This window comes from Streptomyces mesophilus (assembly GCF_011044995.1).
Taxonomy (GTDB): Bacteria; Actinomycetota; Actinomycetes; order Streptomycetales; family Streptomycetaceae; genus Streptomyces; species Streptomyces mesophilus.
Window position 1 is genome coordinate 20,342 of the sequence record NZ_JAAKZW010000035.1, and the last position, 24,290, is coordinate 44,631.

The following is a 24,290-nucleotide window of genomic DNA, read 5'->3' on the forward strand; positions in this document are numbered from 1 at the left end:
TTCCGTTGGAACACAGGCGACAGAATACTGTATGCAATACAGGCATGAGGAGCTCAGCGTGAAGAAGCGAGACCGAACTCCCAAGACGTACAGCCGGCTCACCCATCCCATGGTCCGCGACGAGAAGAACGGGCCACTGCGCAGGGCGACTTGGGACGAGGCACTGGCGAAGGCGGCGGGCGGCTTCCGGCAGAGCCGGATCGACCACGGCCCCGATTCCTTCGCCATGCTCTCCTGCGCCCGCGCCACCAACGAGATGAACTACGTGGCACAGAAGTTCACCCGCGTCGTGATGGGCACGAACAACGTCGATTCCTGCAACCGCACCTGTCACGCCCCGAGCGTGGCCGGCCTCTCCGCGGTCTTCGGATCGGGCGGCGGCACGTCCTCGTACGAGGAGGTGGAGCACACCGACTTCATCCTGATGTGGGGCTCCAACGCCCGCTTCGCGCACCCGATCTTCTTCCAGCACGTCCTGAAGGGGATACGCAACGGCGCCAGGATGTACGCCGTCGACCCGCGCCGCACCTCGACCGCCGAGTGGGCGGAGAGCTGGCTCGGGCTCAACGTCGGCACCGACATCCCGCTCGCCCACGCGGTGGGGCGCGAGATCATCGCGGCCGGGCTGCACAACCAGTCGTTCATCGACCGGGCCACCACCGGTTTCGAGGACTACAAGAAGCTGGTCGAACCCTGGACGCTCTCGCTCGCCGAGAAGGTGACGGGCGTCCCCGCGGCCGCCATCAAGGACCTCGCCCACGCCTACGCGAGCGCGGAACGCGCCCAGCTGTGCTGGACCCTCGGGATCACCGAGCACCACAACGGCACCGACAACGTACGGGCGTTGATCAACCTCTCCCTGCTCACCGGCCACGTCGGCCGCTGGGGCGCGGGCGTGCAGCCGCTGCGCGGCCAGAACAACGTGCAGGGCGGCGGCGACATGGGCGCCATCCCTAACCGGCTGCCCGGCTTCCAGGACATCCTCGACGTCTCCCACCGCACCAAGTTCGAGACCGCCTGGGACGTGGTGATCCAGCCGAAGTACGGCATGACGCTCACCGATATGTTCGAGGCGATGGACCACGGCACGCTCAAGGCCGTCTACTGCATCGGCGAGAACCCGGCCCAGTCCGAGGCCGACAGCGAGCAGGCCCTGCGCCGCCTGAAGGCGCTCGACCACCTCGTCGTCCAGGACATCTTCCTCACCAAGACCGCCGAACTCGCGGACGTGGTCCTTCCCGCGACGGCCGCCTGGGCCGAGACGGACGGCACAACGACCAACAGTGAGCGGCGGGTTCAGCGCGTACGAGCGGCTCTCACACCGCCCGGCGAGGCGCGCGAGGACATCGAGATCATCTGCGATATCGCGGGCCTCCTCGGCCATGAGTGGAAGTGGGCGGACTCGCAGGCCGTCTGGGACGAGCTGCGCTCCCTGTCCCCCGACCACTTCGGCATGACGTACGACCGGCTCGAGGAGCACCACGGACTGCAGTGGCCCTGCCCGGACACGGACAAACTCCCGTCGAGCTTCCTGCACGGCAGGCTCTGGGAGACCGACCCGGAGCTGCGCGGAACTCCCGCCGCGTTCGGTCTCGTCGACCACGATCCGCCGGTGGACCTGACCGATGAGTCCTTCCCGATCCGTCTGACGACGGGCCGGCGCCTGGACTCGTACAACACCGGTGTGCAGAGCGGGAGTTTCGCCTCACCGCTCAGGCGCGGCGAGTACATCGAGCTGTGCCCGGAGGACGCCGAGCGGCTCGGTGTCCAGGTCGGCGAGGAGGTGAAGGTCGCGTCCCGGCGCGGCACGGTCACCGCACCCGTCTGGGTCGACCCGGCGCTCAGGCCCGGACTGGCCTTCATGACCATGCACTTCCCGGACGAGGTGGACACCAACTTGCTGACCATCGAGGCCAATTGCCCCATCGCGGGCACCGCCGAGTTCAAAGCCTCGGCGGTCCGCATCGAGAAACTACCTGTCACTGCCGGCAGGAGCTGAGGCAGGACGTGACTCCGCTCCCCGCCCGAGGGCGGGTGCTTCCACCCCGAGGGGTGCGGTCCAGCCCGAACCGACCCCTTTCGGGGCATCAGGAACGTACCACGGTAGGAGAACTATGGATCTGCGTTTCGGTGACAGCAAGCCGACCGATGAGGAGCGGGCAGCGATCGACGCGCTGCTCGGTCCGCCGGAGTCGGCCTGGGAGGGGGCGTCGGACCGTACGGACACCGACCTTCGCTGGGCACGTGGAGGACGGGCCGCACGGGAGCGGCGCGATCTGTTGCTGCCGGGGCTGCATGCGGTCAACGACCGGGTGGGATGGATCAGCGAGGGCGCGCTCGACTATCTGTGCAGGCGGCTCACGGTCCCGCCGGCTGAGGCGTACGGGGTCGCGACGTTCTACTCCATGTTCTCCATGAAGCCCCGCCCCGCGACGGTCCTTCATGTGTGCACGGACCTGGCGTGCGCGTCGCGGGACTCCGCATCGCTGTGTGCGGGTCTCGAGGCGCGCCTGGGTCCGGCGGGCACACCGTCGGGGGCGGGGGTGCTCTGGGAGAAGAGCCCCTGTCTGGGGCTGTGTGAGCGGGCTCCTGCGGCTCTGGTGATACGGGCGGGGGCTCCCGCCCCCGATCAAGTGGGCCCCGGAAAGCGGCTGTTGGGTGCGCTCAGCGGCGGTGAGCCGGTGGCGTCCGACGTCACGCGCGCCACAGCCGTGATCGCCCCGGCGACCGTCGAGGAGGCCATCGTCGCGGCGACCGCGCCCGAGACGGCGCCCGAGGAGCCGGCGGCCGCGCTGTCGGTCCCGCAGGCCGGCCAGGACGGTCTGGTGCTGCTCAAGAACGTCGGTGTCGTCGACCCGTACGACCTCGACGACTACCGCTCGAACGGCGGCTATACGGCGCTGCGGACGGCCTTCGCGATCGGCCCCGCGGGCGTGATCCGCGAGGTCAAGGACTCGGGCCTGGTCGGCCGGGGCGGCGCGGCCTTCCCCACCGGGGTCAAGTGGGGGGCCACCGCGTCCCAGCCGGACCACCCGCACTACCTGGTCTGCAACGCCGACGAATCCGAGCCCGGCACCTTCAAGGACCGGGTCATCATGGAGGGCGATCCGTACTCGCTGATCGAGTCGATGACGATCGCCGGCTATGCGATCGGTGCCAGGCAGGGCTATCTCTATCTGCGCGGCGAGTACCCGCGCGCCTTGGAGCGTCTGACGAACGCCATCGAGACGGCCCGTGCGCGCGGGCTGCTCGGCGAGAACATCATGGGCCAGGGCTACGACTTCGACATCGAGATACGCCGGGGCGCGGGCGCGTACATCTGCGGTGAGGAGACGGCGCTCTTCAACTCCATCGAGGGCTATCGCGGCGAGCCGCGCTCCAAGCCCCCGTTCCCGGTGGAGAAGGGCCTGTTCGGCAAGCCGACCGTCGAGAACAACGTCGAGACGCTGGTCAACGTGCTGCCGATCCTGACGATGGGCGCGCAGGCGTTCGCGGCGATCGGCACGGGGAAGTCGACCGGACCGAAGCTGTTCTGCGTGTCCGGGAATGTGGAGAAGCCCGGGATCTACGAGCTGCCGTTCGGTGCGACGCTCGGTGATCTGCTCGAACTCGCGGGCCCGCCCGAGCGGTTGAAGGCGGTGCTGCTCGGTGGCGCGGCGGGGGGTTTCGTACGGGCCGACGAGCTGGACATCCCGCTCACGTTCGAGGGCACCCGCGAGGCGGGCACGACGCTCGGCTCGGGTGTGGTGCTGGCGCTCGACGAGAGCGTGCCGCTGCCGCGGATGCTGCTCCGTATCGCCGAGTTCTTCCGTGACGAGTCCTGCGGCCAGTGCGTGCCCTGCCGCGTCGGCACCGTACGGCAGGAGGAGGCGCTGCACCGGATCGCGGACCGCACCGGAGCGGCCGCCGCGAACGACATCGCACTCCTGCGGGAAGTGGGGGCGGCCATGAAGGACGCCTCGATCTGCGGTCTCGGACAGACCGCGTTCAGCGCCGTGGAATCGGCCATCGACCGTCTGGGAGCGTACGAATGACAGCACCGGCCATGCCACGCAACACGTCCGCCGTTCCGCTCGGACTGCCGCGCAGGCTCATCGAGTTCACTCTGGACGGCCAGGAGGTCCGCGTCCCGGAGGGGTCCACGATCCTGGAGGCCTGCCGGGCCGAGGGCAAGGACATCCCGACGCTCTGCGAGGGCGACACGCTGCGGCCCAAGAACGCCTGCCGGGTGTGCGTCGTCGAGGTCGAGGGCGCCCGTACGCTGGCGCCCGCGTGCTCCCGTAAGGCCGAAGCGGGCATGACGGTCAGGACGGACACCGAGCGGGCCCGGCACAGCCGGAAGATCGTGATCGAGCTGCTCGCGTCGTCCGTGGACCTCTCCACCACGCCCCGCGTCGAGGAGTGGATCAAGGAGTACGACGCGAAGCCCGACCGTTTCGGTCCGGACGCGGCGCGGCTCAACGAGGACCCGAAGATCGACAACGACCTCTACGTCCGCGACCTCGACAAGTGCATCCTCTGCTACAAGTGCGTGGACGCCTGCGGCGACCAGTGGCAGAACACCTTCGCCATCTCGGTCGTGGGCCGCGGCTTCGACGCCCGGATCGCCGTCGAGCACGACGGACCGCTCACCGAGTCGGCGTGCGTGTACTGCGGCAACTGCATCGAGGTGTGTCCGACGGGCGCCCTGTCCTTCAAGTCCGAGTACGACATGCGCGAGGCGGGCACCTGGGACGAGTCCCAGCAGACCGAGACCACCACGGTCTGCGCGTACTGCGGAGTGGGCTGCAATCTCACGCTGCACGTGCAGGACAATGAGATCGTCAAGGTCACCTCGCCGCACGACAACCCGGTGACCCACGGCAATCTCTGCATCAAGGGCCGCTTCGGCTACCAGCACGTACAGAACCGGGACTGATCACTCATGGGACGCGTCACTCAGCGGCGCCGGGTCATCCGGGTGCGGGGCGGACAGATCTCCGCGCGCCCGGACACCCTGGTCGCCGAGGAACCTCTGGAGATCCGGCTCAACGGCAAACCGCTCGCCATCACGATGCGCACCCCGGGCGACGATTTCGCGCTCGCGGCGGGCTTCCTCGTGAGCGAGGGGGTGCTCGGCGCCGCGGAGGAACTGCAGTCGATCGTGTACTGCGCGGGCGCGACCGCCGACGGGTCCAATACGTACAACGTCGTCGATGTGAAGACCGCTCCGGATGTCGTGATCCCCGACATCACCCTGGAGCGCAACGTCTACACGACGTCCTCGTGCGGCCTGTGCGGAAAGGCGTCGCTCGATGCCGTACGCACCACCGCGCGCTGGCCGATCGACGACACGCAAGGGGACACCGCTCCCCCGGTCCGTCTCGATCTCGGACTGCTCGCCCGCCTCCCCGACCGGCTGCGGGAAGCACAACGGGTCTTCGACCGGACCGGGGGCCTGCACGCCGCCGCGCTCTTCACCGAGGACGGCGACCTTGTCGACATACGCGAGGACGTGGGCCGGCACAACGCGGTCGACAAGCTCGTCGGACGCGCGCTGCGGGAAGGGCGCCTTCCGCTGTCCCGCTCCGTGCTGCTCGTCTCGGGGCGCGCGTCGTTCGAGCTGGCGCAGAAGGCCGTGATGGCGGGCATCCCGGTGCTCGCCGCGGTCTCGGCACCGTCCTCGCTCGCCGTCGACCTGGCCGCGGAGACCGGCCTCACGCTGGTCGGATTCCTGCGCGGCGACTCCATGAACGTGTACGCGGGCGAGCATCGCCTGGCCCTCGAGGCGACGGCTTCGACGAGCTGAGCGACCGCGGTCCGCTGCACGACGGGCGGGGCCCGGCACCGGCGGGGAGCGCCCCCTGCGCCGGGCCGGGCCCCAGCCTTACAGCGCCTCGTCGATCCGCTTCAGATCCCGCAGCCAAGCCTCCGCCGTGCTGTCCGAAGGCGCGCGCCAGTCGCCGCGCGGGGAGAGCGAGCCGCCGTGGGAGACCTTCGGGCCGTTGGGCATGGCGGAGCGCTTGAACTGGGCGAAGGCGAAGTAGCGCTTGCAGAAGACCTCGAGCCAGCTGCGGATCTCCGGCAGGTCGTAAGCGCCGCGCTTGTCGTCCGGGAAGCCGGGCGGCCACGCGCCCGCCTTCACGTCGTGCCACGCGTGCCACGCCAGGAAGGCGATCTTCGACGGCCGGAATCCATGGCGGAGTACGTGGAAGAGCGTGAAGTCGTGCAGCGCGTACGGGCCGATCTTCGACTCCGTGGACTGCAGCTCCTCACCGGGCACCAGCTCGGGGCTGATCTCGGTGTCGAGCACGGCGGTCAGCGTCGCGGCCGTCTCCGCGTCGAACTGCTCGCTGCTGACCACCCAGCGGATCAGGTGCTGGATCAGCGTCTTCGGCACTCCGGAGTTCACGTTGTAGTGACTCATCTGGTCGCCGACGCCGTACGTGCACCAGCCGAGCGCCAGCTCCGACAGGTCGCCCGTGCCGAGCACGATGCCGCCCCGCTGGTTGGCGAGCCGGAAGAGATAGTCGGTGCGCAGCCCGGCCTGGACGTTCTCGAACGTCACGTCGTAGACGGGCTCGCCCTCGGAGAACGGGTGGTCCATCTCGTCCAGCATCAGCCGGGCGGTGCCGGTGATGTCCAGCTCCGCGGCCGTCACACCGAGCGCGTTCATCAGTCGGTGGGCGTTGCCCTTGGTGTGGTCGCCGGTGGCGAAGCCCGGCATGGTGAAGCCGAGGATGTCGGTACGGGGCCGGCCCGCCCGGTCCATGGCACGGGCCGCCACGATCAGCGCGTGCGTGGAGTCGAGCCCGCCGGAGACACCGATCACGATCTTCGGGTTGCCGATCGAGGCCAACCGCTGCTGGAGACCGGCGACTTGGATGTTGTACGCCTCGTAGCAGTCCTGCGCGAGGCGCTCGGCGTCGGCGGGCACGAAGGGGTAGCGCTCGAGGCGGCGCTTGAGGCCGAGGTTCCCGGTCGGTGCGTCGAGGCGGAAGGCGATCCGCCGGAAGGCGGCGGTGCGCTCGCCGTGGACGCGGCGGTTGTCGTCGAAGGTGCCCATCCGCATGCGCTCCTGGCGCAGCAGGTCGAGGTCGACATCGGCGACCGAGCGCCGGTCGCCGTCGGGGAAGCGTTCCGTCTCGGCGAGCAGCGACCCGTTCTCGTAGATCATCGTCTGGCCGTCCCAGGCGAGATCCGTGGTGGACTCCCCCGGTCCGGCGGCCGAGTACACATACGCGGCCAGGCAGCGCTGTGAGGCGGCGCGGCACAGGAGCTTGCGCTCCTCGGCGCGGCCGACGGTGATCGGGCTGCCGGAGAGGTTGACGAGGACGGTCGCGCCGGCGAGCGCGGCCTCGGCGCTGGGCGGCACCGGCACCCACATGTCCTCGCAGACCTCGGCGTGCACGACGAGCCCGGGAACGTCGTCGGCGGCGAACAGCAGATCCGTGCCGAAGGGCAGCTCCTGGCCGGCGATCCTGATCGTCCCGCCGCGCTCGTCGTCGCCGTCCGCGATCTGCCGGCGCTCGTAGAACTCGCGGTAGTTCGGCGTGTACGACTTCGGTACGACGCCGAGGATGCGGCCGCGGTGCACCAGGACCGCGCAGTTGTAGATGCGGTGGCGGTGGCGCAGCGGGGCGCCGATCACGAGGACCGGGAGCAGCTCGGCGGACCCGGCGACGACCTCCTGAAGGGCCGCCTCCACCTGGTCGAGGACGACGTCCTGGAGGAGCAGGTCCTCGATCGAGTACCCGGTGAGGGTCAGCTCGGGGAAGACCGCGACGGCCACCCCGTCCTCGGCGCACTCCCGCGCCTGCCGCAGAACGGCGTCCGCGTTGGCGTGCGGGTCGGCGATATACGTATGGCCCGTGCAAGCGGCGATACGTGCGAAGCCTTGGCTGTAGATGGACCAGAAGTTCAACGCGGCCTTCCCCGACTCGACGGACGTACTGTCGCCCCCATCCTCCCCCCGACCTGCCCTGCTGCCCAATCCGAGGGGCCGCGTGGCCGATCCGGAACAAAGGCGTGCACGCGCCTTGTGAGGCGTGAGCACCCCCAAGTACCGTCTGGGGCTTGGACATTGGACGTCCTACGTCTGATGTCCGTTTGGGCAGCTACGCACCCGGCACCTCCCCATTCGCACCCGCAGAAAGGGCAGACCCGCATGCCGGCACCACATCGCGCACGCTTCAGACCCACCGTCGTCACCGCACTCGCCGCACTCCTGATACCCGGGCTGATCTCGGCCGCGGCCCCGGAGGCCGAGAACGCCGCGACCCCGGCCTTCGAGCAGCAGATCCTCTTCAAGGCCTCCCAGGACCCGGGCTACGCCTGCTACCGCATCCCCGCGATCGTGAAGACCACGAAGGGCACCCTGCTCGCCTTCGCCGAGGGCCGGGTGAACGACTGCTCGGACTCCGGCGACATCGACCTCGTCCTCAAGCGCTCCACCGACGGCGGCCGCACCTGGGGCCCGCTCCAAGTGATCAACGAGGGCAACGGCGACACCCACGGCAACCCCGCCCCGATCGTGGACCGCGAGACCGGCCGGATCGTCCTCGCCGAGACGTACAACACGGGCCGCACCGACGGGAAGAACTGCACGGTCCCCTGCGACCGCACCCCGCACATGCAGCACAGCGACGACGACGGCCGCACCTGGTCGACGCCGCGCGATCTGAGCGACCAGCTGCTGCCCGGCCACTGGAACTCCTGGTACGCCACGGGACCGCACCACGGCATCCAGCTCAGCCGCGGCAAGCACAAGGGCCGCCTCGTCTTCGGCGTGAACACCGAGACCTGGGACGGCTCCCGCGTCACCGCCAACCACGCCGCCCTGATCACCAGCGACGACGGCGGCGACAACTGGAAGATCGGCGCGACCGACTCGTATCCGATCTCCGCGAAGGACGGCACCTTCCGGCAGAAGCCGAGCGAGATGGCGCTCACCGAGCGGCCCGACGGCTCGGTCTACGTCAACGGCCGCGAGCAGGACGGCACGGACCTCGGGCACCGTACGCATACGGTGAGCCGCGACGGAGGGGACACGTTCGTGACACCGTTCACGACCGTCCCCGACCTCTACGCGCCCCAAGCGCAGGGCTCCACGCTGCAGTTCAAGGGCCGGATGCTGTTCGCCTGCCCGGCGGATCCGGACCGGCGGCGCACGATGATGGTGCGTTCCTCGTACGACGGCGGCCGCACCTGGGACGGCGTCGACCGCGGTACGCAGGTCACGGCCGACTGGTCGGGCTACTCGGACATGGTGCTCGCGGACGAGGACACCGTGGGCCTGATGTACGAGGGCGGTGCGGTGGACGCGCGCGACGAGATCCGGTTCGCGCGCTTCACCGAGGACTGGCTGAAGCCGCGCCGCGGCCCCGACCCGAAGACCGCGGACCGGGCGCGCGGCGCCGCGGACGCGTCGGTGCTCGGCGGGGCCCGTGAGACGGACGGACGCTTCGGCAAGGCGATCGCCTTCGACGGCACCGATGACGCCGTACGCCTGCCGTACCGCCGCGAACTGCCGCTCGGCACCAAGGACTTCACCGCGAGCGTGTGGTTCCGCTACGACGCCACCACCGGTGAGCAGCCGATGCTCTGGATGGGCGGCATCGGCACCGGCCAGCCGCAGGTGTGGCTGCGCGGCGAGCCCGAGCAGAACCGGGTGAGCGCCCTGATCACCACACGCGAAGGCATGACCCCCGTGAAGTCGGCGGCGGCGCGCACCTCGTCCGCGTACAACGACGGGCAGTGGCATCAGGCGGTCCTCCGGCGCGGCGGCGGCGAGTTCTCGCTGACCGTCGACGGCGTGAAGACCACGGTGGCCGACATCCCCGGAACGGCCAGCCGCACCTCAGGCTTCGGTGTGCACCTCGGCCAGCGCCTGGACTCGCGGGCGCACTTCACCGGAGCCCTCGACGAAGTACGGGTCCACGAGGGCCTGTTGAGCGACGAGGAGCTGGCTTCGTCGTCCGCACGGGACGCGATCCTGTGGCTGCCCATGGACCGGATCAGCCACAGCAACTAGCGTCGCCTTCCATGTCCGCAGCGGGGAAGCCGAGCACACGCTATGTCCTGGTCGTCCTGCTCGCGCTGGCCTGCGCGGCCGTGCTGCTCATCGCCCTGCCGGACAACGACCGGCAGGGCGATGAGGTCTGTGACGGCTCGGTGGTCGCCTCGTGGTCCGCGGACGAGGCGACCACCGCCGAGTTCGCCCGGTACGGAAACGACGCGGCCCGCGCCGACGACTGGACCGGCGGCGACGGTACGCATTCGGTACGGCTTCCCGACGGGCGGATCCTGTGGCTGTTCTCGGACAGCTATCTCGGCCAGGTGCACCAGCCGCCCAACCTGTCGGGGCAGCCCTACCCCTGGCGCGACGCCGGCGCCCCCTTCCTGCGCAACAGTGCGGTGGTGATGTCCCCGTCGGGCCGGCTCGAACAGACCCTGCCCGCCCCGCTGTTCCCCGATCCGGCCCCTCAGCAGTGGCGGTGGCCGGTGGCCGCCCAGGTCGAGGAGCGCTCGCCGGGCTCGCCCGAACAGGTCGTCCGGGTGCTCCTGTGGACCCGGGCGTCGGCGCCCGCACCCTGGATCTTCGGGGTGCCGACGGCGACCGAGGTGGCCACGCTCTCGCTCCCGGATCTGCGTCTGGAGGGGGTCGTACGGATCCTGGACCAGAACTCCGTACCCGACCCGTCCCGGCGCGTCCTCTACGGCACGACGGCCGTCTCCGAGGACGGCTACACCTACGTCTACGGCGGCAACGACGGCAAGGCCGCCCTGCGCCCCGCATCCCACGCCTACCTGGCCCGGGTGCCGGGCGGCCGCCTGGCCGAGCCCAGCGCCTGGCGCTACTGGGACGGCGAGGGCTGGAGCGCGAGCAGCAAGAAGGCGCGGCCCGTGCTCGGGGACGGCAAACGCAAGGGCGTGGGCAGCGCGTTCACGGTCGTACGGCAGGACGGGACCTGGGTGCTGTTCACGATGGCCGCCGGGACGAAGGGGCTGCGCAGCATCAGCTCGTACTGGGCGTGTGCGCCGCACGGTCCGTGGCACGGGCCGACCCGGGACTTCGAGCCGCCCCTCCCCGAGGACGCGGCGCCGGAGCAGGACACCGCCGCGTACAACCCCCAGATCCACCCCGACCTGGGCGGGAAGGGCCTGGCCCTGAGCTATGACGTGAACTGGCTGGACGCGGCCCCGCGGGTGGCGGAGTCGCACATCAGCCGGAACGTGTCCCTGTACCGGCCGCGGTTCGTACGGCTGCGTCTCGAGCCGGCGCCGTAGCCGACCCGGTGGCCTCGGGTCCCGCGAGACCGTCCTGGGCGAGGACTTCGGGGTCGCGCGAGCGCCGCTTGGCGATCACCGCGCAGACCATCAGCTGCATCTGGTGGAAGAGCATCAGCGGCAGTACGGCGAGGGAGGCATGTGCCCCGAACAGGACGCTCGCCATGGGCAGTCCGCCGGCCAGGGACTTCTTGGAGCCGGCGAACTGGATCGCGATCCGGTCCTCGCGGCTGAACCCGAGCCGCTTCGCCCCGAACCAGCTGACGGTCAGCATCACCGAGAGCAGCACGGCCTCGACGCCGAGCAGCGCGAGCAGCCGCAGCGGGGTGACCTGGCTCCAGATGCCCTCGACCATGCCGAGGCTGAAGGCGCTGTAGACGACAAGGAGGATCGAGCCGCGGTCCACGTATCCGAGCACCTTCTTGTGCCGGGCGATGAACGGCCCGACCCAGCGCCTCAGGAGCTGCCCGGCCACGAAGGGCACGAGCAGCTGCAGCACGATCTTCACCAGCGAATCGGCGGAGAACCCGGCCTGCCCGCCGATCAGCACCGCGGCGAGCAGGGGCGTGAGGAAGATGCCGATCAGCGACGAGAACGACCCCGCGCAGATCGCGGCCGGTACGTTGCCCCGCGCGATGGAGGTGAACGCGATCGAGGACTGCACGGTCGACGGCACCAGGGTCAGGAACAGGAAGCCGCTGTAGAGCGCAGGGGTCAGGACGTACGGCACGAGGCCCTTGGCGGCCAGGCCGAGCAGCGGGAAGAGCGCGAACGTACACGCCACGACCGTCAGATGCAGCCGCCAGTTCCGCAGCCCGTCGACGGCCTCACGGGTCGAGAGCCTGGCTCCGTACAGGAAGAACAGCAGCGCCACCGCCGCGGTCGCACCGCCCGACGCGATGTCCGCACCGGTCCCGCGGGCCGGGAACAGCGCGGCGACGCCCACGGTGGCGAGGAGCGCCAGGATGTACGGGTCGATCGGCAGCCGCTTCGGCCAGGCGGGGCGTTTCACTTGCGTGGTGCTCCAAGGTGGGGGGCTTGCTGGTGGGGCGCGCTTCCTGCTCGCTGGTGCGGCACGTTTCCCGCTCCCCGGTGAGGCGCGGTACGTGCCCTCTCCATCGTCCTCCTGATCACCGAAATCGGGAATCCTGCATACAGCACTTACTGTCATCGCGATCCGCGATAACCGTCTACGCTGGGCGTATGTACGACCCGGTGCACCTGCGTACCTTCCTCGCCGTGGCGCAAACCCTGAGCTTCACCCAGGCCGCGCGCCGCCTTTCGCTGCGCCAGTCGACGGTCAGCCAGCACGTACGGCGCCTGGAGGCGGCGACCGGGCGGGCGCTGTTCACGCGGGACACGCACAGCGTCGAGCTGACGGAGGACGGCGAGGCGATGCTGGGGTTCGCGCGCTCGATCCTGGAGGCGCACGAGCGCGCGAGCGCGTTCTTCACGGGCACTCGGCTGCGCGGGCGGCTGCGCTTCGGCGCCTCGGAGGACTTCGTCCTCACCCGCCTCCCGGAGACGCTCGAAACCTTCCGGCACGAGCACCCCGAGGTCGACCTCGAGCTCACGGTCGAGCTCTCCGGAACCCTCCACGAACAGCTCGCGGACGGCGCGCTCGACCTGGTCCTCGCCAAGCGCCGCCCGAACGACCGGCACGGCGAGATGGTGTGGCGCGACGAGCTCGCCTGGATCGGCGCACCGGGCCTGCGCCTGGACCCGGACCGACCGGTCCCGCTGATCCTCTTTCCCCCGCCGGGGATCACGCGCGCCCGCGCCCTGGACGTCCTGGAACAACAGGGCCGCGCCTGGCGCATCGCCTGTACGAGCGGCAGCCTCAACGGCCTGGTGGCGGCGGCCCGCGCGGGCCTCGGCGTGATGGCGCACGCGCGAGGGCTGATCCCGCCGGGGCTTGTGCGGTTGCGGGGCGGTGGGCTGCCGGAGCTGGGCGCGGTGGACTTCGTCCTGTTGCAGGGGCGCCATCGCGGGACCGGTACGCAGGAGGCGGCGCAGGCGCTGGCCTCGGCGATCCTGGCGAGCGGGGACCGGTTGCGCAGCAGGGGCTGAGTGCACCGCTACAGCTGAGTGCGCGCAGCCGGGGCTGAATGCACCACTACAGCTGAGTGCACCACTACAGGTACAGCTGAGTGCAGCACCACTACAGGCGCCCCGACTTGCGCTCGCGCAGCAGCAGCCAGCTCAGGTAGATGCCGCCGCCGACGCCGGTGACCACGCCGACCGGCATCAGGGCCGAGCTGGTGATCCGCTGGGTGACGAGGTCCGCGCCGCAGACCAGTACGGCGCCCATCCATGCGGCGGGCAGCACGTTCGGGCCGGGCGAGCGCGTGACCCGCCGGGCCAGTTGCGGCGCCGCGAGCGCGACGAACGGGATCGGTCCGGCCGCCGCCACGGCCATCGCGGTCAGGCCGGTGCCGGCCGCGAGCAGCACCAGGCGGGTGCGCTCGGGCGGCACGCCGAGCGCGGCCGCCGTGTCGTCGCCCATCTCGAGCATGGTCAGCCGGCGCGCGTACAGGAGGGTGACCGGGACGAGCACGGCCAGCGAGAACCCGGCGATCCACACGTCGTTCCAGCCGCGGGCGTTGAGGGAACCGACCATCCAACTGGCCGCCTGCGCCGCCTTGCCGATCTCCGCCCGTACGTAGAGGTAGCTGGTGGCCGAGCCGAGCACGGCGGAGGCGCCGATGCCGATCAGGACGAGCCGGTAGCCGTGCACACCGCGCTTCCATGCGAGGACGTAGACGGCGATCGCCGTGGCGAAGCCGCCGGCCACCGCGCCGAGGGCCGTCTGGGCCATGCCCGAGTCGAAGAGGATGATCGCGACGAGTGCGCCCGCGGACGCGCCGTTGCCGAAGCCGATGATGTCCGGACTGCCCAGTGGATTGCGGGTCAGCGACTGGAAGACGGCGCCGGCCATGCCCATCCCGAAGCCGACGAGTATCCCGTCGAGGGCACGGGGCAGCCGCAGGTCCATGACGATGAACTCGGCTCCGGGCGGCCCCTGTCCGGCCAGCGTCCGCACCACTTCCCACGGGGTGAGGGCGAAGCGTCCCGTGCCGATGGCGAACAGCATGACCACCGCGCCGAGTGCGGCCAGGAGCGTGCAGACGAGCAGGGCCCTGCGGTCGAACCGCAGCGACCACGCGCCTCTGCGGACGTAGCCGCGGACGACGGGGGCCGGGGCTTCGGCAGGTCGGGGAGCCGGGGAGATCTTGGTGGAGGTCACAGTTGGGCCGCCTTCCGCCGACGCACCAGGTGGATGAAGATCAGGCCGCCGATGAACGCGGTGACCACGCCCACCTCGATCTCGGAGGGCGGCACCACGACCCGGCCGAGTACGTCGCAGACGAGCAGCAGGGCCGGTGCGTACACCGCGCAATAGGGCAGCAGCCAGCGTGGTTCGGAGCCGCAGAACGCGCGCGTCGCGTGCGGGATCATCAGCCCGATGAAGCCGATGGGCCCGCACAGCGCCGTCGCCCCGCCGCACAGCAGGGTGATCGCGACGATGGACAGCACGCGCGTACGGCCCAGATGGGCGCCGAGCGCCCGCGCGGAGTCGTCGCCGAGGGCCAGCGCACCCAGCGGGCGGGCCAGCAGGAAGGCGAGCGCGATGCCGGCCCCGATCACGGGCAGGGCTGTCGTGAGCAGCTCCATGGAGCGTCCGGCGAGTGTGCCGACCGCCCAGTGCCGCATGGTCTCCAGGGCGTCCAGGTCGACGAGTTGCAGCCCGTTGACATAGCCGAACAGGGCGGCGTTGACCGCCGTGCCCGCCAGGGCGAGACGTACGGGGGTGGCGGCGCGGCTGCCGCCGAGCGCGTTGACGATGACGGCGGCCACGGCCGCGCCCGCGAGGGCGAACCACAGATAGCCGGTGAAGGAGCCGATCCCGAACACGCTGATCGCGGTGACCACGGCCGCGGAGGCGCCCGCGTTGACGCCGAGCAGTCCGGGGTCGGCGAGGGGGTTGCGGGTGAGCACCTGCATGACGGCGCCCGCGACCCCGAGGGCGGCGCCCGCCGCCAGGCCGATCAGGGTGCGGGGCAGCCGCAGTTCGCGCACGATGGCGTCGTTCTTGCTGCCCACCGGGTCGGCAAGGGCCGACCACACCTCGCCGAGCGGGACCTGTTTGGTACCGATCGCGAGACTCAGCGCGAAGGCGGCCGCGAGCAGCACAAGGCCGAGCAGCAGGCCCGCGAGGCGCACGGAAAGCCGGGTGCCCTTCCGGGGTCTTTCGCCATCCGCCAGGTTGGTGGTGACGGCGGGGGCGGCGGCGGGGGCCGCGGTCATCGGGCACTCTCCGATGCTGGAGTCATGGCGTCCCTCGGCTGCGGTACGTCGGTCGGATGCGGTGGGCCTGCCGGCCGCGGTACGTCGGTCGGCTCCGGTACGTCCGTCGGATGCGATACGTCGCCGAGGCCGGGCTCGTCCGGCCGGGGCGCCGTGCCCGTGGTGTGCTGCCACATGCGGGCGTAGTGGCCGCCTGCCGCGAGGAGTTCGGTGTGGCCGCCCTGTTCGGCGATGCGCCCCCGGTCGATGACGACGATCCGGTCGGCCCGTGCGGCGGTGCTCATGCGATGCGCCACGACGACCGTGGTGCGCTTGCGGGCCAGGCGCCGGGTGGCATCGAGCACGCTCTGCTCGGCCGCCGGATCCAGGGACGCGGTCGCCTCGTCGAGCAGCAGCAGCCCCGGGTCGACGAGCTCCGCCCGTGCCAGGGCGATGAGTTGGCGCTGTCCCGCGGACAGGGACGTACCGCCTTCGCGTACCGGCTGATGGAAGCCGTAGGGCTGGGCGGCGACGGCCTCGAGGGCGCCGGCCGCGCGGGCGGCCGCCTCCACCTCGGCGTCGGAGGCGTCCGGCCTGCCGTAGCGGATGTTGTCGGCGACGGTGCCGGTGAACAGGTGGGCCTCCTGCGGGACATAGCCGATGAGCTGCCGGTAGCCGGACGGGGCCCAGTCGCGCAGATCATGGCCGTCGACACGGACACTGCCCCGGTCCGGGTCGTAGAAGCGGGCGAGGAGCTTGACCACCGTGGACTTGCCGGCGCCGGTGGTGCCGACGAGCGCCACCGTCTCGCCGGGTGCGATGCGCAGCGTGGTGTCGTGCAGCGACGGCTGTTCGGCGCCCGGGTAGGTGAAGGCGACGGCGTCCAACTCCACTGCTCCGGTGAGGCGTTCGGGCAGCGGCGCCTCCGCGCTCCGCTCGGGCAGGGAGGGGGTGATGCGCAGCAGTTCCATGGTGCGGCGCAGACCCACGGAGGCCTGCTGGTAGCCGTCGAAGGCGAGGGAGAGCTGCTGAAGCGGCGAGAAGAACATGCCGAGGTAGAGCAGGAAGGCCGCGAGCACACCGGGGCTGAGGTCGCCGTCGGCGATCCGGTGCGCGCCCACGAACAGGACGAGCGCCCGGGACAGTTCGGCGGCGAAGTTGATGGACGGGAAGTAGACGGAGGCATAGCGCTGGGCCCGCAGGCGTGCGGTCCGGTAGGCGTCGGACAGCTCCCCGAACTCGCGGGACGCGCCCTGCTCATGGGAGTGCGACTGGGAGGTGCGCAGCCCGCTGACGTTCTCCTGGAGGCTGGAGTTGACCGCGCCGATGCGCTTGCGGGCCTCGTCGTACGCGGCCGAGGACAGCCGCCAGAACACCCCGGTGGCGGCGAGCACCAGCGGCAGCAGCCCGAGTGCGGCGAGGGCGAGCGGCGGGTGGACCACCACCATGGCCAGGGCCGCGCCGGTCAGCGTGGCCAGGGAGGCGACGGAGGTGAGCAGGCCCGTCTGCAGGAACTGCGACAGGGCGTCGATGTCGTTGACGACCCGGGTCATCACCTGGCCGCCGCGCTCGCGCTCGTAGAAGTCGAGCCCCAGGCGCTGCAGATGGGCGAAGACCCGCACGCGCAAGCCGTACAGGACGCGTTCACCGGCCCGGCGCGTCACGCGCGCCTGGGCGCGGTACGCGAGGAAGCCGAGCCCGACGGCGCCTGCCGCGAGCAGCACGCACACGGTGAGGGCGCCCGCGCTGTCCCGGCTGACGCCGTCGTCGAGTCCATGGCGTACGAGGATCGGCAGGGCGATGGCGGCCAGGGAGTCCGCGGCGAGCAGGGCGAGGCCCACGAGCAGGGCGGCCCGCACGGGGCGCAGGAGCCTGCCGAGGGAGAGCCGGGGGTCGGGGGCGCGCAGGTCCTTCTCGTCGAGGCCGGGGTCCTCCGACTTCTCCGGCTCCCCTGGCTCCTGCGCTGTCGGGCCGTTCGGCCACAGCTCCGCGGTCGTCCCGTCGGCCGATGCGTCCGCAGGGCGGGTCCGTTCGTCGAGGGAGCCGCTGGCTCCGGCCAGAAGTTCGGCGAACAGCGGGCAGCGGTCGGCCAGTTCGGCCTCGGTGCCGATGTCGACCAGGCGTCCGGCGTCGAGGACGGCGATGCGGTCGGCGAGCGCCAGGGTGGAACGGCGGTGGGCGATGAGCACGGTCGTACGGTCGGCCGCCACGGTGCGCAGCGCGTCCTGGATGGCCGCCTCGGTGGCGGGGTCCACGGCCGAGGTGGCGTCGTCGAGTACCAGCACCTGGGGCGCGCTGAGCAGGGCCCGGGCGAGGGCGATCCGCTGGCGCTGGCCGCCGGAGAGGCCGAGGCCGCGCTCGCCGAGCAAGGTGGCGTATCCGTCGGACAGTTCGCTGATGAAGCCGTGCGCGCCGGCGGCCTCGGCGGCCGCCCTCACCTCGGCGTCGGTGGCCTCGGGGTGGCCGTGGGCGATGTTGTCGCGGACCGAGCAGGAGAAGAGGAAGGGGTCCTCGAAGACCGTGCCGACGGCGCGCCGGAGCGAGGCGAGGCGCAGCTCCCGCAGATCCCTCCCGGACTCGGCACCACCCGTCCCGACCGCGACGTCCGCCGCACTCCGCACCAGCACGCTGCCCGACTGCGGGTCGTAGAACCGGCTGAGCAGCAGCGACACGGTGGACTTGCCGGACGCGGGCGGCCCGACCAGGGCCACGGTCTCGCCCGGCCGGACGGTGAGCGAGAAGTCCTTGAGCACCGGGTCGCTGGGGGCGTATCCGAAGGTGACGTCGCGCAGTTCGACCCCGAGCGGCCCGTCCGGTACATCCGGAGCGCGCGGGTCGTCCACGATGTCCGGTGCGGCGTCGATGAGTTCGTAGACCCGTTCCGCCGCGGCACGCGCCTGCTGCGCGGTCACGGTGAAGTTGGCGAAGAGCCGGGCCGGGCCCGCGAGCAGCGTGAGGTATCCGGCGAACGTGAGGAACGTACCGATGTCGATACTGCCGCGCAGCGCGAGCCAGCCGCCGAGCGCGAGCAGCGCGACCTGGCCGGCCGGCGGCAGCACCGCCATGGACGCCGCGGAGTCGGCCTGGATACGGGCGAGTCGGACGCGGCGACCGAACAGGGCACGGGCCGCCCGCGCGAGCCGGTCGGTCTCGCGCTGCTCCTGACCGAAGGCCTTGACGACACGTACGCCGGTGACCGTCTCCTCCACGTGCTCGGCGATCGTGGCCGCCTGCGCCTGCGCCTGCCGGGTGGCCGGGCCGACCCGGCGGCGGCTGCGCCGCGCGAGCAGGGCGAGCGCCGGTACGACGGTCAGGGCGACCAGGGCGAGGGGCGCCGACAGCCACAGCATCGCCGCCGCCGCGACGGCGAACTGGGCGGTGACACCCACCGGTATCGGCAGCATGCCGAGCAGCACCTGGATCTGCTGAAGATCGCTGTTGGCGCGCGAGACCACCTGCCCAGTGCGCAACGAGTCCTGCTTGACGCCGTCGTAGCGCTGCACCGAGGCGAACACCTGGGTCCGCAGATCGTGTTGGACGGCGAGCGCCAGCTTCCCCGCGTAGAAGCGGCGGGTGAACTCGGCCCCGAACTGGACCACGGCCAGAGCGCACAGCACGGCGACGAGCACGACGACGCGGTCCGTGCGGCCCGCGATGGCGTCGTTCACGGCGAGGCCCGTGAGCAGGGGGCCGAACGCCTCGAGGCCCGTTCCGAACACGGAACTGAGCAGGACGGCGGTCAGCAGACCCGGGTGACTGCGGCAGGCGACCAAGGGCCGGCGCAGCCCTCCGGTGCCATGGGGGGATCCGGTAGACATGAGGTTAGCTTAGGCTAAGCTAACCTCGCCTTGTCACGCCGCGGGTCCTTCGCCCCGGCCGTCCGTCCAGGTGACGGACATGTGCCCATTTCTCGACGGGCCCGCCGTCAACAGGCCCCCACACAACAGGACTTGACGCCTCGTCAAGCCAGGAAGGCGGGAGCGATGCGCGTCCTCTTCGCCGGTCCGCCCTTCTTCGGACTGCTCTACCCCATGGTTCCGCTGGCACACGCCCTGCGTGCCGCAGGTCACGACGTCCTGTGGGGTACGTGCGGTGCCGCCGTCGGGCACACCGAGCGAGCCGGACTCCTCGCCGTCGACTGTGCGCCCGGTATCGACCCCGATGCCCTGTACGCGCAGATGGAGAAGGATCGTCAGGGCCGTAAGCCGCCTTCCCCTGGCGAGCGGACCGCACCGCCCAAGGGCAAGGGTTTCTCGTTCTTCAGCGACGAGATGGCCGACCGGATGGTGGAGGTCGCCGAGCACTGGCGCCCCGACCTGGTCGTCCACACGCCGAACGGGGTCGTGGGCCAGCTCGTCGCCGCCCGCCTCGGTGTCCCCTCGGTGCTGCACGCGGTCGGCTTCGGGCACACCTCGGCGCACGTCGGCATGATGAACAACGCCCTCGCCGGCGCCTACGCCCGGCACGGACTGTCCGGCCCCGGCCCCGTATCCGCATGGCTGGACGTCACCCCGCCGAGCATGAGCGTCACCGACGAGGCGCGCCGCTGGTTCCTGCGGTACGTCCCGTACAACGGCGGCGCCGCACTGCCCTCCTGGCTCTTCGCACCACGCGACCGCCCCCGGGTCGCCGTGACCCTGGGCACCGTACGCCCGGTGGTCGACGGGGTCTCGCCCGTGCAGTGGGTGATCGACGCCGCCCGTGAGAGCGAGGCCGAGTTCGTACTCGCCCTCGGGGGCGCGGACCTCAGCGACCTCGGTGAACTCCCGGACAACGTACGCCCGGTGGACTGGATCCCGCTCGGCGCGCTGCTCTCCGCCTGTGACGCGGTCATCCACCACGGCGGGGCGGGCACGACCTTGACCGCGCTCGACTCCGGCCTGCCGCAGATCGTCCTCGGCGAGGGCGCCGACCGTCCGGCCAATGCCGCGGCGGTACGGGCCCGGGGCTGCGGCCTCGTACCCGAAGGGCCCGGCGACCTCACCCCGAAGCTCGTCGAACGGCTGCTGACCGACGACGGTCTGCGGGACGCCGCCCGCGAGACAGCGCGCGAGATGGCGGGCATGCCCAGCCCCGCCGAGACCGTGCCACGCCTTGTCGAACTCGCCAGCACCCAGGGGGCGTTGCGATGAGCGTCGCGATACCCCTGGTGGGCCCGCAGCTGACCGACGCGGACGTACGGCCGCACCCGCTGACCGGACCCGCCGTCGAACGGCTCACCCGCCGGCTCGCCGAGGCCTCGTCGACGGCCGAACGCGACCGGATCGTCGCCGAGTTCTGGGCGGCGGCGGAGCGCCGCGGCACCCCGCTGGTCGAGGAGCTCGACGGCGAACCCGGGCACCGCGCGGTCACGTTCCTGTGGCGCGGCCACCGCGCCACACAGCAGGTGCTGCTGCTCGGCAACCGGCTGGCCGACCGCGAACACCTCGCGGCCTCCCTGCTGCGGCGGATTCCGGACACGGACATCTGGCACCTGGGTCTGAAACTGCGCGCCGATCACCGCGGCAGCTATCAGCTGGCCGCCGACGTCTACCCCGGCGAGCCGCCCGCCGATCCGCGACTGCTCCAGGAGCGGCTGCGCGGCCTGTCCCGGTACGCGGCACCCGACCCGCTCAACCCGGCTGCCCTGCCCACCCGTTGGTCACCCGCCGGCGCCTCCGTCTTCGCCCTGCCCGACGCTCCGGCCCAGCCCTGGGCCGGACGGCGCGCGGGCATCGCGCGCGGCACGGTCGAACGGCACCGCAGGCCGGGCGGGGCGCTCGACGGGGAGCGGGACGTGTGGGTCTATCTGCCACCCGGGATCGACCAGGCCGCGGCTGCGGACCGGGGCGCCACGACCGCAGCGGATCCGGATCCGGTTGCCGAGCTGCCCGTCCTGGTGCTGTGCGACGGCGACATGTGGTTCGGCGAACTCGGCTTCCAGGACACGCTGGACGCGCTGATCGCCGACGGTGCCGTACCCCCGCTGGCCGTGCTCGCGCCGGACGCCGTGGACAACCCCACCCGCTGGGGCGACCTGGGCGGCCGCGACGCCTATGTCTCCTTCCTCGCCGACCTCGTACTGCCGTGGGCGGCGAACCGCTGGCCGCTGACCACCGACCCGGCCAGGACCGTGATCGCGGGCCAGAGCCTGGGGGGCGTCACCGCCCTGTACGCCGTCCACACCCGAGCGGACCGCTTCGGCCACGCACTGGCCCAGTCCGCCTCACTTTGGTGGCGACCGGGTCTGCCGCAGGGCGTGCCCAAGACCGTCTCCACCGAGACGCCTTGGCTGGTCTCCCTGTTCGCGGAGGCCGAGCGGCGCCCTGTGTCGGTGCGGCTCGCCGTGGGCCTGCACGAGGGCCGCATGGTCGGCGACGCCCGCACCCTGCACACCGCACTCGCATCGCTCGGCTACCCGGTGACCCGCACCGAGTACAACGGCGGCCACGACTACGCCTGCTGGCGCGGCTGCCTGGCCGACGGACTGGCGGCAACCCTCGGCCCGGCCGACTGACCCGCACCTTCCCCGTAGGACCACCTCATTCCACCCCTTACATCTCTTTCATTCCTTACATCCCTTTCATTCCTTACGAAGCACCACAAACAGGAGTCCCCACCCATGTTTTCCCACCGCCCCCGCACCGCAGCCACCCTCACCGCCGCCGCGCTCGCCGGCGCCCTCGTGCTGACGGGCTGCGGCAGCGACGACAAGAACGGCGGCAAGGAGCAGGCGAAGAACGGCTCTTCGGACACCCGGAAGATCACCGACGCGAACGGCAAGAGCGTCACGGTGCCGGCCGACCCCATGAAGGTCGTCACGCTCAGCGAGCCCACCCTCGACGCCGCCCTCGCCCTCGGCATCGAGCCGATCGGCGCCACGGCGGGCCGCGGCCAGAAGGGCGTGTCCACCTACCTCGCCGACAAGGCGGCCAAGGCCGAGGTCGTGGCCTCGATCGCCGAGCCGGATCTGGAGAAGCTCGCCACGCTCCAGCCCGACCTGATCCTTCTCGACGAGACCACCGGCTCCAAGCGTTTCCTGGACAAGCTGGGTGAGATCGCTCCGACCGTGGTCACGGCCAAGCTGAACGAGGACTGGAAGAAGGCGTTCAGCGCCACCGCCGACGCCCTGAACAAGAAGTCCGACGCCGACAAGCTGCTTTCCGAGTTCGACGCCGACCTGGCCAAGACCAAGGGCGAGCTCGGCAAGAACGCCGCAGCCGTCAGCAGCGTCATCCGCTGGCAGAACGGCGCCCCCTCCGTCGTCGGCAAGGGCAAGGGGCACGTGGGCTCGACGCTGTCCGCGCTCGGTCTGACCCGGCCGAAGGACCAGCAGGGCGAGAGCATCGGCCACAGCGAGCCGGTGAGCCTGGAGAAGCTCGACACCATCGACGGCGACTGGCTGTTCTTCGGCGCGCTCGGCGACAAGGCCGCGAGCGAGAAGGCCTACGCCGAGGCCAAGAAGGTCCCCAACTTCACGAAGCTCAAGGCCGAGAAGGCGGGCCACGTCGTGGTCATCGAGGGGTCCGCGTGGAACAGCGCGGGCGGCTTCCTCGCGGCCCGCACGGTGCTCGCCGACGTGACCGAGGCCCTGGTCGGCTGACCGTCGACACCCTTCGTACGGCCGCCCCGGACTTCACGTCCCGGGCGGCCGCGCGCGGTTGGGCTCGCGCACAACTGGCCGCTCCCGCGGGGCAGTTCATCCGCCCGGGGCGGGCTGCACCCCCCGATCAAGACGTGTTAGGTTAGCCTTACCTAAGTCAACGGGAGAGGGTTGTGCTGTGACCGAGAGGGAACTCGAAGGGCGCCTCGCCCTGGTGACCGGCGCCGGACAGGGCATCGGAGAAGCCGTGACCCGCGCCCTCGCCGAACGGGGCGCGCGCGTCGTGGCCGTGGACCGCAATCCCGTCGCGGTCAAGGAGGTCGAGGCTTCGTTCGCGGGGGCCTCGTTCGCGGGGACCTCGCAGGCGGGCGGCTCGCACACGGGCACCCCGTACGCGGGCGGCGACGTGGTCGCCCGCGCGGTGGACGTCACCGACGCCACCGCCGTCGAGGCCCTGGTCGACGAGGTGGAGCGCACGCTCGGCCCGCTCGCCATCCTCGTCAACGTCGCCGGAATCCTGCGCCCCGCGCCCGTCGTCGAACTCACCGACACCGACTGGGCCGAGACCTTCGCGGTGAACACCGACGGCGTGTTCCACACCTCGCGCGCCGCCGCCCGCCGGATGGCCGGGCGCCGCTCGGGCAGCATCGTGACCGTGGGGTCCAACGCGGCCGGAGTGCCGCGCACTTCGATGGCGGCGTATGCCGCGTCCAAGGCGGCGGCCACCATGTTCACCAAATGCCTGGGCCTCGAACTCGCCCGCGCCCAGGTGCGCTGCAACGTCGTCTCACCCGGCTCGACGAACACCGCGATGCAACGGCAGCTGTGGACGGAGCCCGACGAGGCGGCCACGCGGCGCGTCGTCGACGGCGACCCCGCCAGCTACCGCGTGGGCATCCCCCTCGGCCGGATCGCCGACCCGGTCGACATCGCGGAGGCCGTCGCGTTCCTGGTCTCCGACCGGGCCCGGCACATCACGATGCATGACCTGTACGTGGACGGCGGTGCCACGTTGCGGGTCTGACGTGGTCGTGGGGCGAGCGCACGACGGCCAAGTCCCCGCTCCCCGTACGCCGGACAGACCCCGCCCTCCCGGGGGCCGAGCCCCTATCAGGCTATCGGCGACCACTGACAACGCCGGTCCCGTTCTCCC

General features: G+C 71.3%; 16 protein-coding genes. 11 read left to right on the forward strand and 5 right to left on the reverse strand.

Going from position 1 to position 24,290, the window contains the following annotated elements; all coding sequences use genetic code 11:
* Nucleotides 1-31 precede the first annotated feature (31 nt).
* The 4 genes from G6045_RS12205 to fdhD all read left to right on the forward strand — a co-directional run bounded on the left by G6045_RS12205 (nt 32) and on the right by fdhD (nt 5,788).
* Entirely contained in the window at nt 32-1,999 is a 1,968-nt protein-coding gene (locus G6045_RS12205) for a molybdopterin oxidoreductase family protein (RefSeq protein WP_206343637.1), read from the forward strand.
* A gap of 115 nt (nt 2,000-2,114) precedes the next feature.
* Nucleotides 2,115-4,034, forward strand: a complete 1,920-nt coding sequence (locus G6045_RS12210; RefSeq protein WP_165331914.1) for an NAD(P)H-dependent oxidoreductase subunit E — start codon at nt 2,115-2,117, stop codon at nt 4,032-4,034.
* An 11-nt stretch (nt 4,035-4,045) separates the two neighbouring features.
* Nucleotides 4,046-4,918, forward strand: a complete 873-nt coding sequence (locus G6045_RS12215) for a 2Fe-2S iron-sulfur cluster-binding protein (protein ID WP_165331915.1) — start codon at nt 4,046-4,048, stop codon at nt 4,916-4,918.
* Nucleotides 4,919-4,924: 6 nt separating this feature from the next.
* Nucleotides 4,925-5,788 carry a formate dehydrogenase accessory sulfurtransferase FdhD gene (fdhD, locus tag G6045_RS12220; RefSeq protein ID WP_165331916.1) on the forward strand — a complete coding sequence of 288 codons (864 nt, stop codon included), beginning with the start codon at nt 4,925-4,927 and terminating at the stop codon, nt 5,786-5,788.
* Nucleotides 5,789-5,866: 78 nt separating this feature from the next.
* On the opposite strand, the gene G6045_RS12225 is transcribed toward fdhD, so the two are convergent.
* Nucleotides 5,867-7,903, reverse strand: coding sequence for an NAD(+) synthase (locus G6045_RS12225; protein ID WP_165331917.1), 2,037 nt, complete (start codon nt 7,901-7,903; stop codon nt 5,867-5,869).
* Nucleotides 7,904-8,146: 243 nt separating this feature from the next.
* Here G6045_RS12225 and G6045_RS12230 point away from each other — a divergent pair, with 243 nt between their 5' ends.
* Together G6045_RS12230 and G6045_RS12235 are read left to right on the forward strand one after the other, a co-directional pair.
* Nucleotides 8,147-10,012, forward strand: a complete 1,866-nt coding sequence (locus G6045_RS12230) for a sialidase family protein (protein ID WP_165331918.1) — start codon at nt 8,147-8,149, stop codon at nt 10,010-10,012.
* Nucleotides 10,013-10,023: 11 nt separating this feature from the next.
* On the forward strand, nt 10,024-11,268 hold the full coding sequence (locus tag G6045_RS12235; RefSeq protein WP_165331919.1) for a DUF4185 domain-containing protein: 1,245 nt from the start codon (nt 10,024-10,026) through the stop codon (nt 11,266-11,268).
* Here the strand turns inward: G6045_RS12235 and G6045_RS12240 are convergent.
* Nucleotides 11,204-12,280 (reverse strand): bile acid:sodium symporter family protein, encoded by a 1,077-nt coding sequence (locus G6045_RS12240; protein ID WP_165331920.1) that lies wholly within the window; start codon nt 12,278-12,280, stop codon nt 11,204-11,206. The two genes, G6045_RS12235 and G6045_RS12240, sit on opposite strands and share 65 nt — an antisense overlap.
* Before the next feature lie 191 nt (nt 12,281-12,471).
* Here G6045_RS12240 and G6045_RS12245 point away from each other — a divergent pair, with 191 nt between their 5' ends.
* Nucleotides 12,472-13,338: a LysR substrate-binding domain-containing protein gene (locus G6045_RS12245; RefSeq protein ID WP_165331921.1), complete on the forward strand. Its 867-nt coding sequence runs from the start codon at nt 12,472-12,474 to the stop codon at nt 13,336-13,338.
* Between the two features lie 91 nt (nt 13,339-13,429).
* On the opposite strand, the gene G6045_RS12250 is transcribed toward G6045_RS12245, so the two are convergent.
* Genes G6045_RS12250 through G6045_RS12260 form a run of 3 tightly spaced genes read right to left on the reverse strand, consistent with a single transcriptional unit; the run spans nt 13,430 to nt 19,373 of the window.
* A complete protein-coding gene (locus tag G6045_RS12250) occupies nt 13,430-14,515 on the reverse strand; it encodes a FecCD family ABC transporter permease (RefSeq protein WP_328707740.1) in 1,086 nt (361 codons plus the stop codon).
* Nucleotides 14,512-15,576 (reverse strand): FecCD family ABC transporter permease, encoded by a 1,065-nt coding sequence (locus G6045_RS12255; protein WP_165331922.1) that lies wholly within the window; start codon nt 15,574-15,576, stop codon nt 14,512-14,514. The genes G6045_RS12250 and G6045_RS12255 overlap by 4 nt, the downstream gene beginning before the upstream one ends.
* Complete coding sequence (locus G6045_RS12260; RefSeq protein ID WP_165331923.1) at nt 15,573-19,373, reverse strand: ABC transporter ATP-binding protein; 3,801 nt, start codon at nt 19,371-19,373, stop codon at nt 15,573-15,575. Before G6045_RS12260 ends, G6045_RS12255 begins: the two co-directional genes overlap by 4 nt.
* 165 nt (nt 19,374-19,538) lie before the next feature.
* Here G6045_RS12260 and G6045_RS12265 point away from each other — a divergent pair, with 165 nt between their 5' ends.
* The 4 genes from G6045_RS12265 (at nt 19,539) to G6045_RS12280 (ending at nt 24,161) form a co-directional block, all read left to right on the forward strand.
* Entirely contained in the window at nt 19,539-20,687 is a 1,149-nt protein-coding gene (locus G6045_RS12265) for a nucleotide disphospho-sugar-binding domain-containing protein (protein WP_165331924.1), read from the forward strand.
* Complete coding sequence (locus G6045_RS12270; RefSeq protein WP_165331925.1) at nt 20,684-22,051, forward strand: enterochelin esterase domain-containing protein; 1,368 nt, start codon at nt 20,684-20,686, stop codon at nt 22,049-22,051. Before G6045_RS12265 ends, G6045_RS12270 begins: the two co-directional genes overlap by 4 nt.
* A 105-nt stretch (nt 22,052-22,156) precedes the next feature.
* The gene (locus G6045_RS12275) at nt 22,157-23,137 is read left to right on the forward strand and encodes an ABC transporter substrate-binding protein (RefSeq protein WP_165331926.1); all 981 of its coding nucleotides are present in this window, start codon (nt 22,157-22,159) and stop codon (nt 23,135-23,137) included.
* Nucleotides 23,138-23,315: 178 nt separating this feature from the next.
* Nucleotides 23,316-24,161, forward strand: a complete 846-nt coding sequence (locus tag G6045_RS12280) for a 2,3-dihydro-2,3-dihydroxybenzoate dehydrogenase (RefSeq protein WP_165331927.1) — start codon at nt 23,316-23,318, stop codon at nt 24,159-24,161.
* The last annotated feature ends 129 nt before the right edge of the window (nt 24,162-24,290 follow it).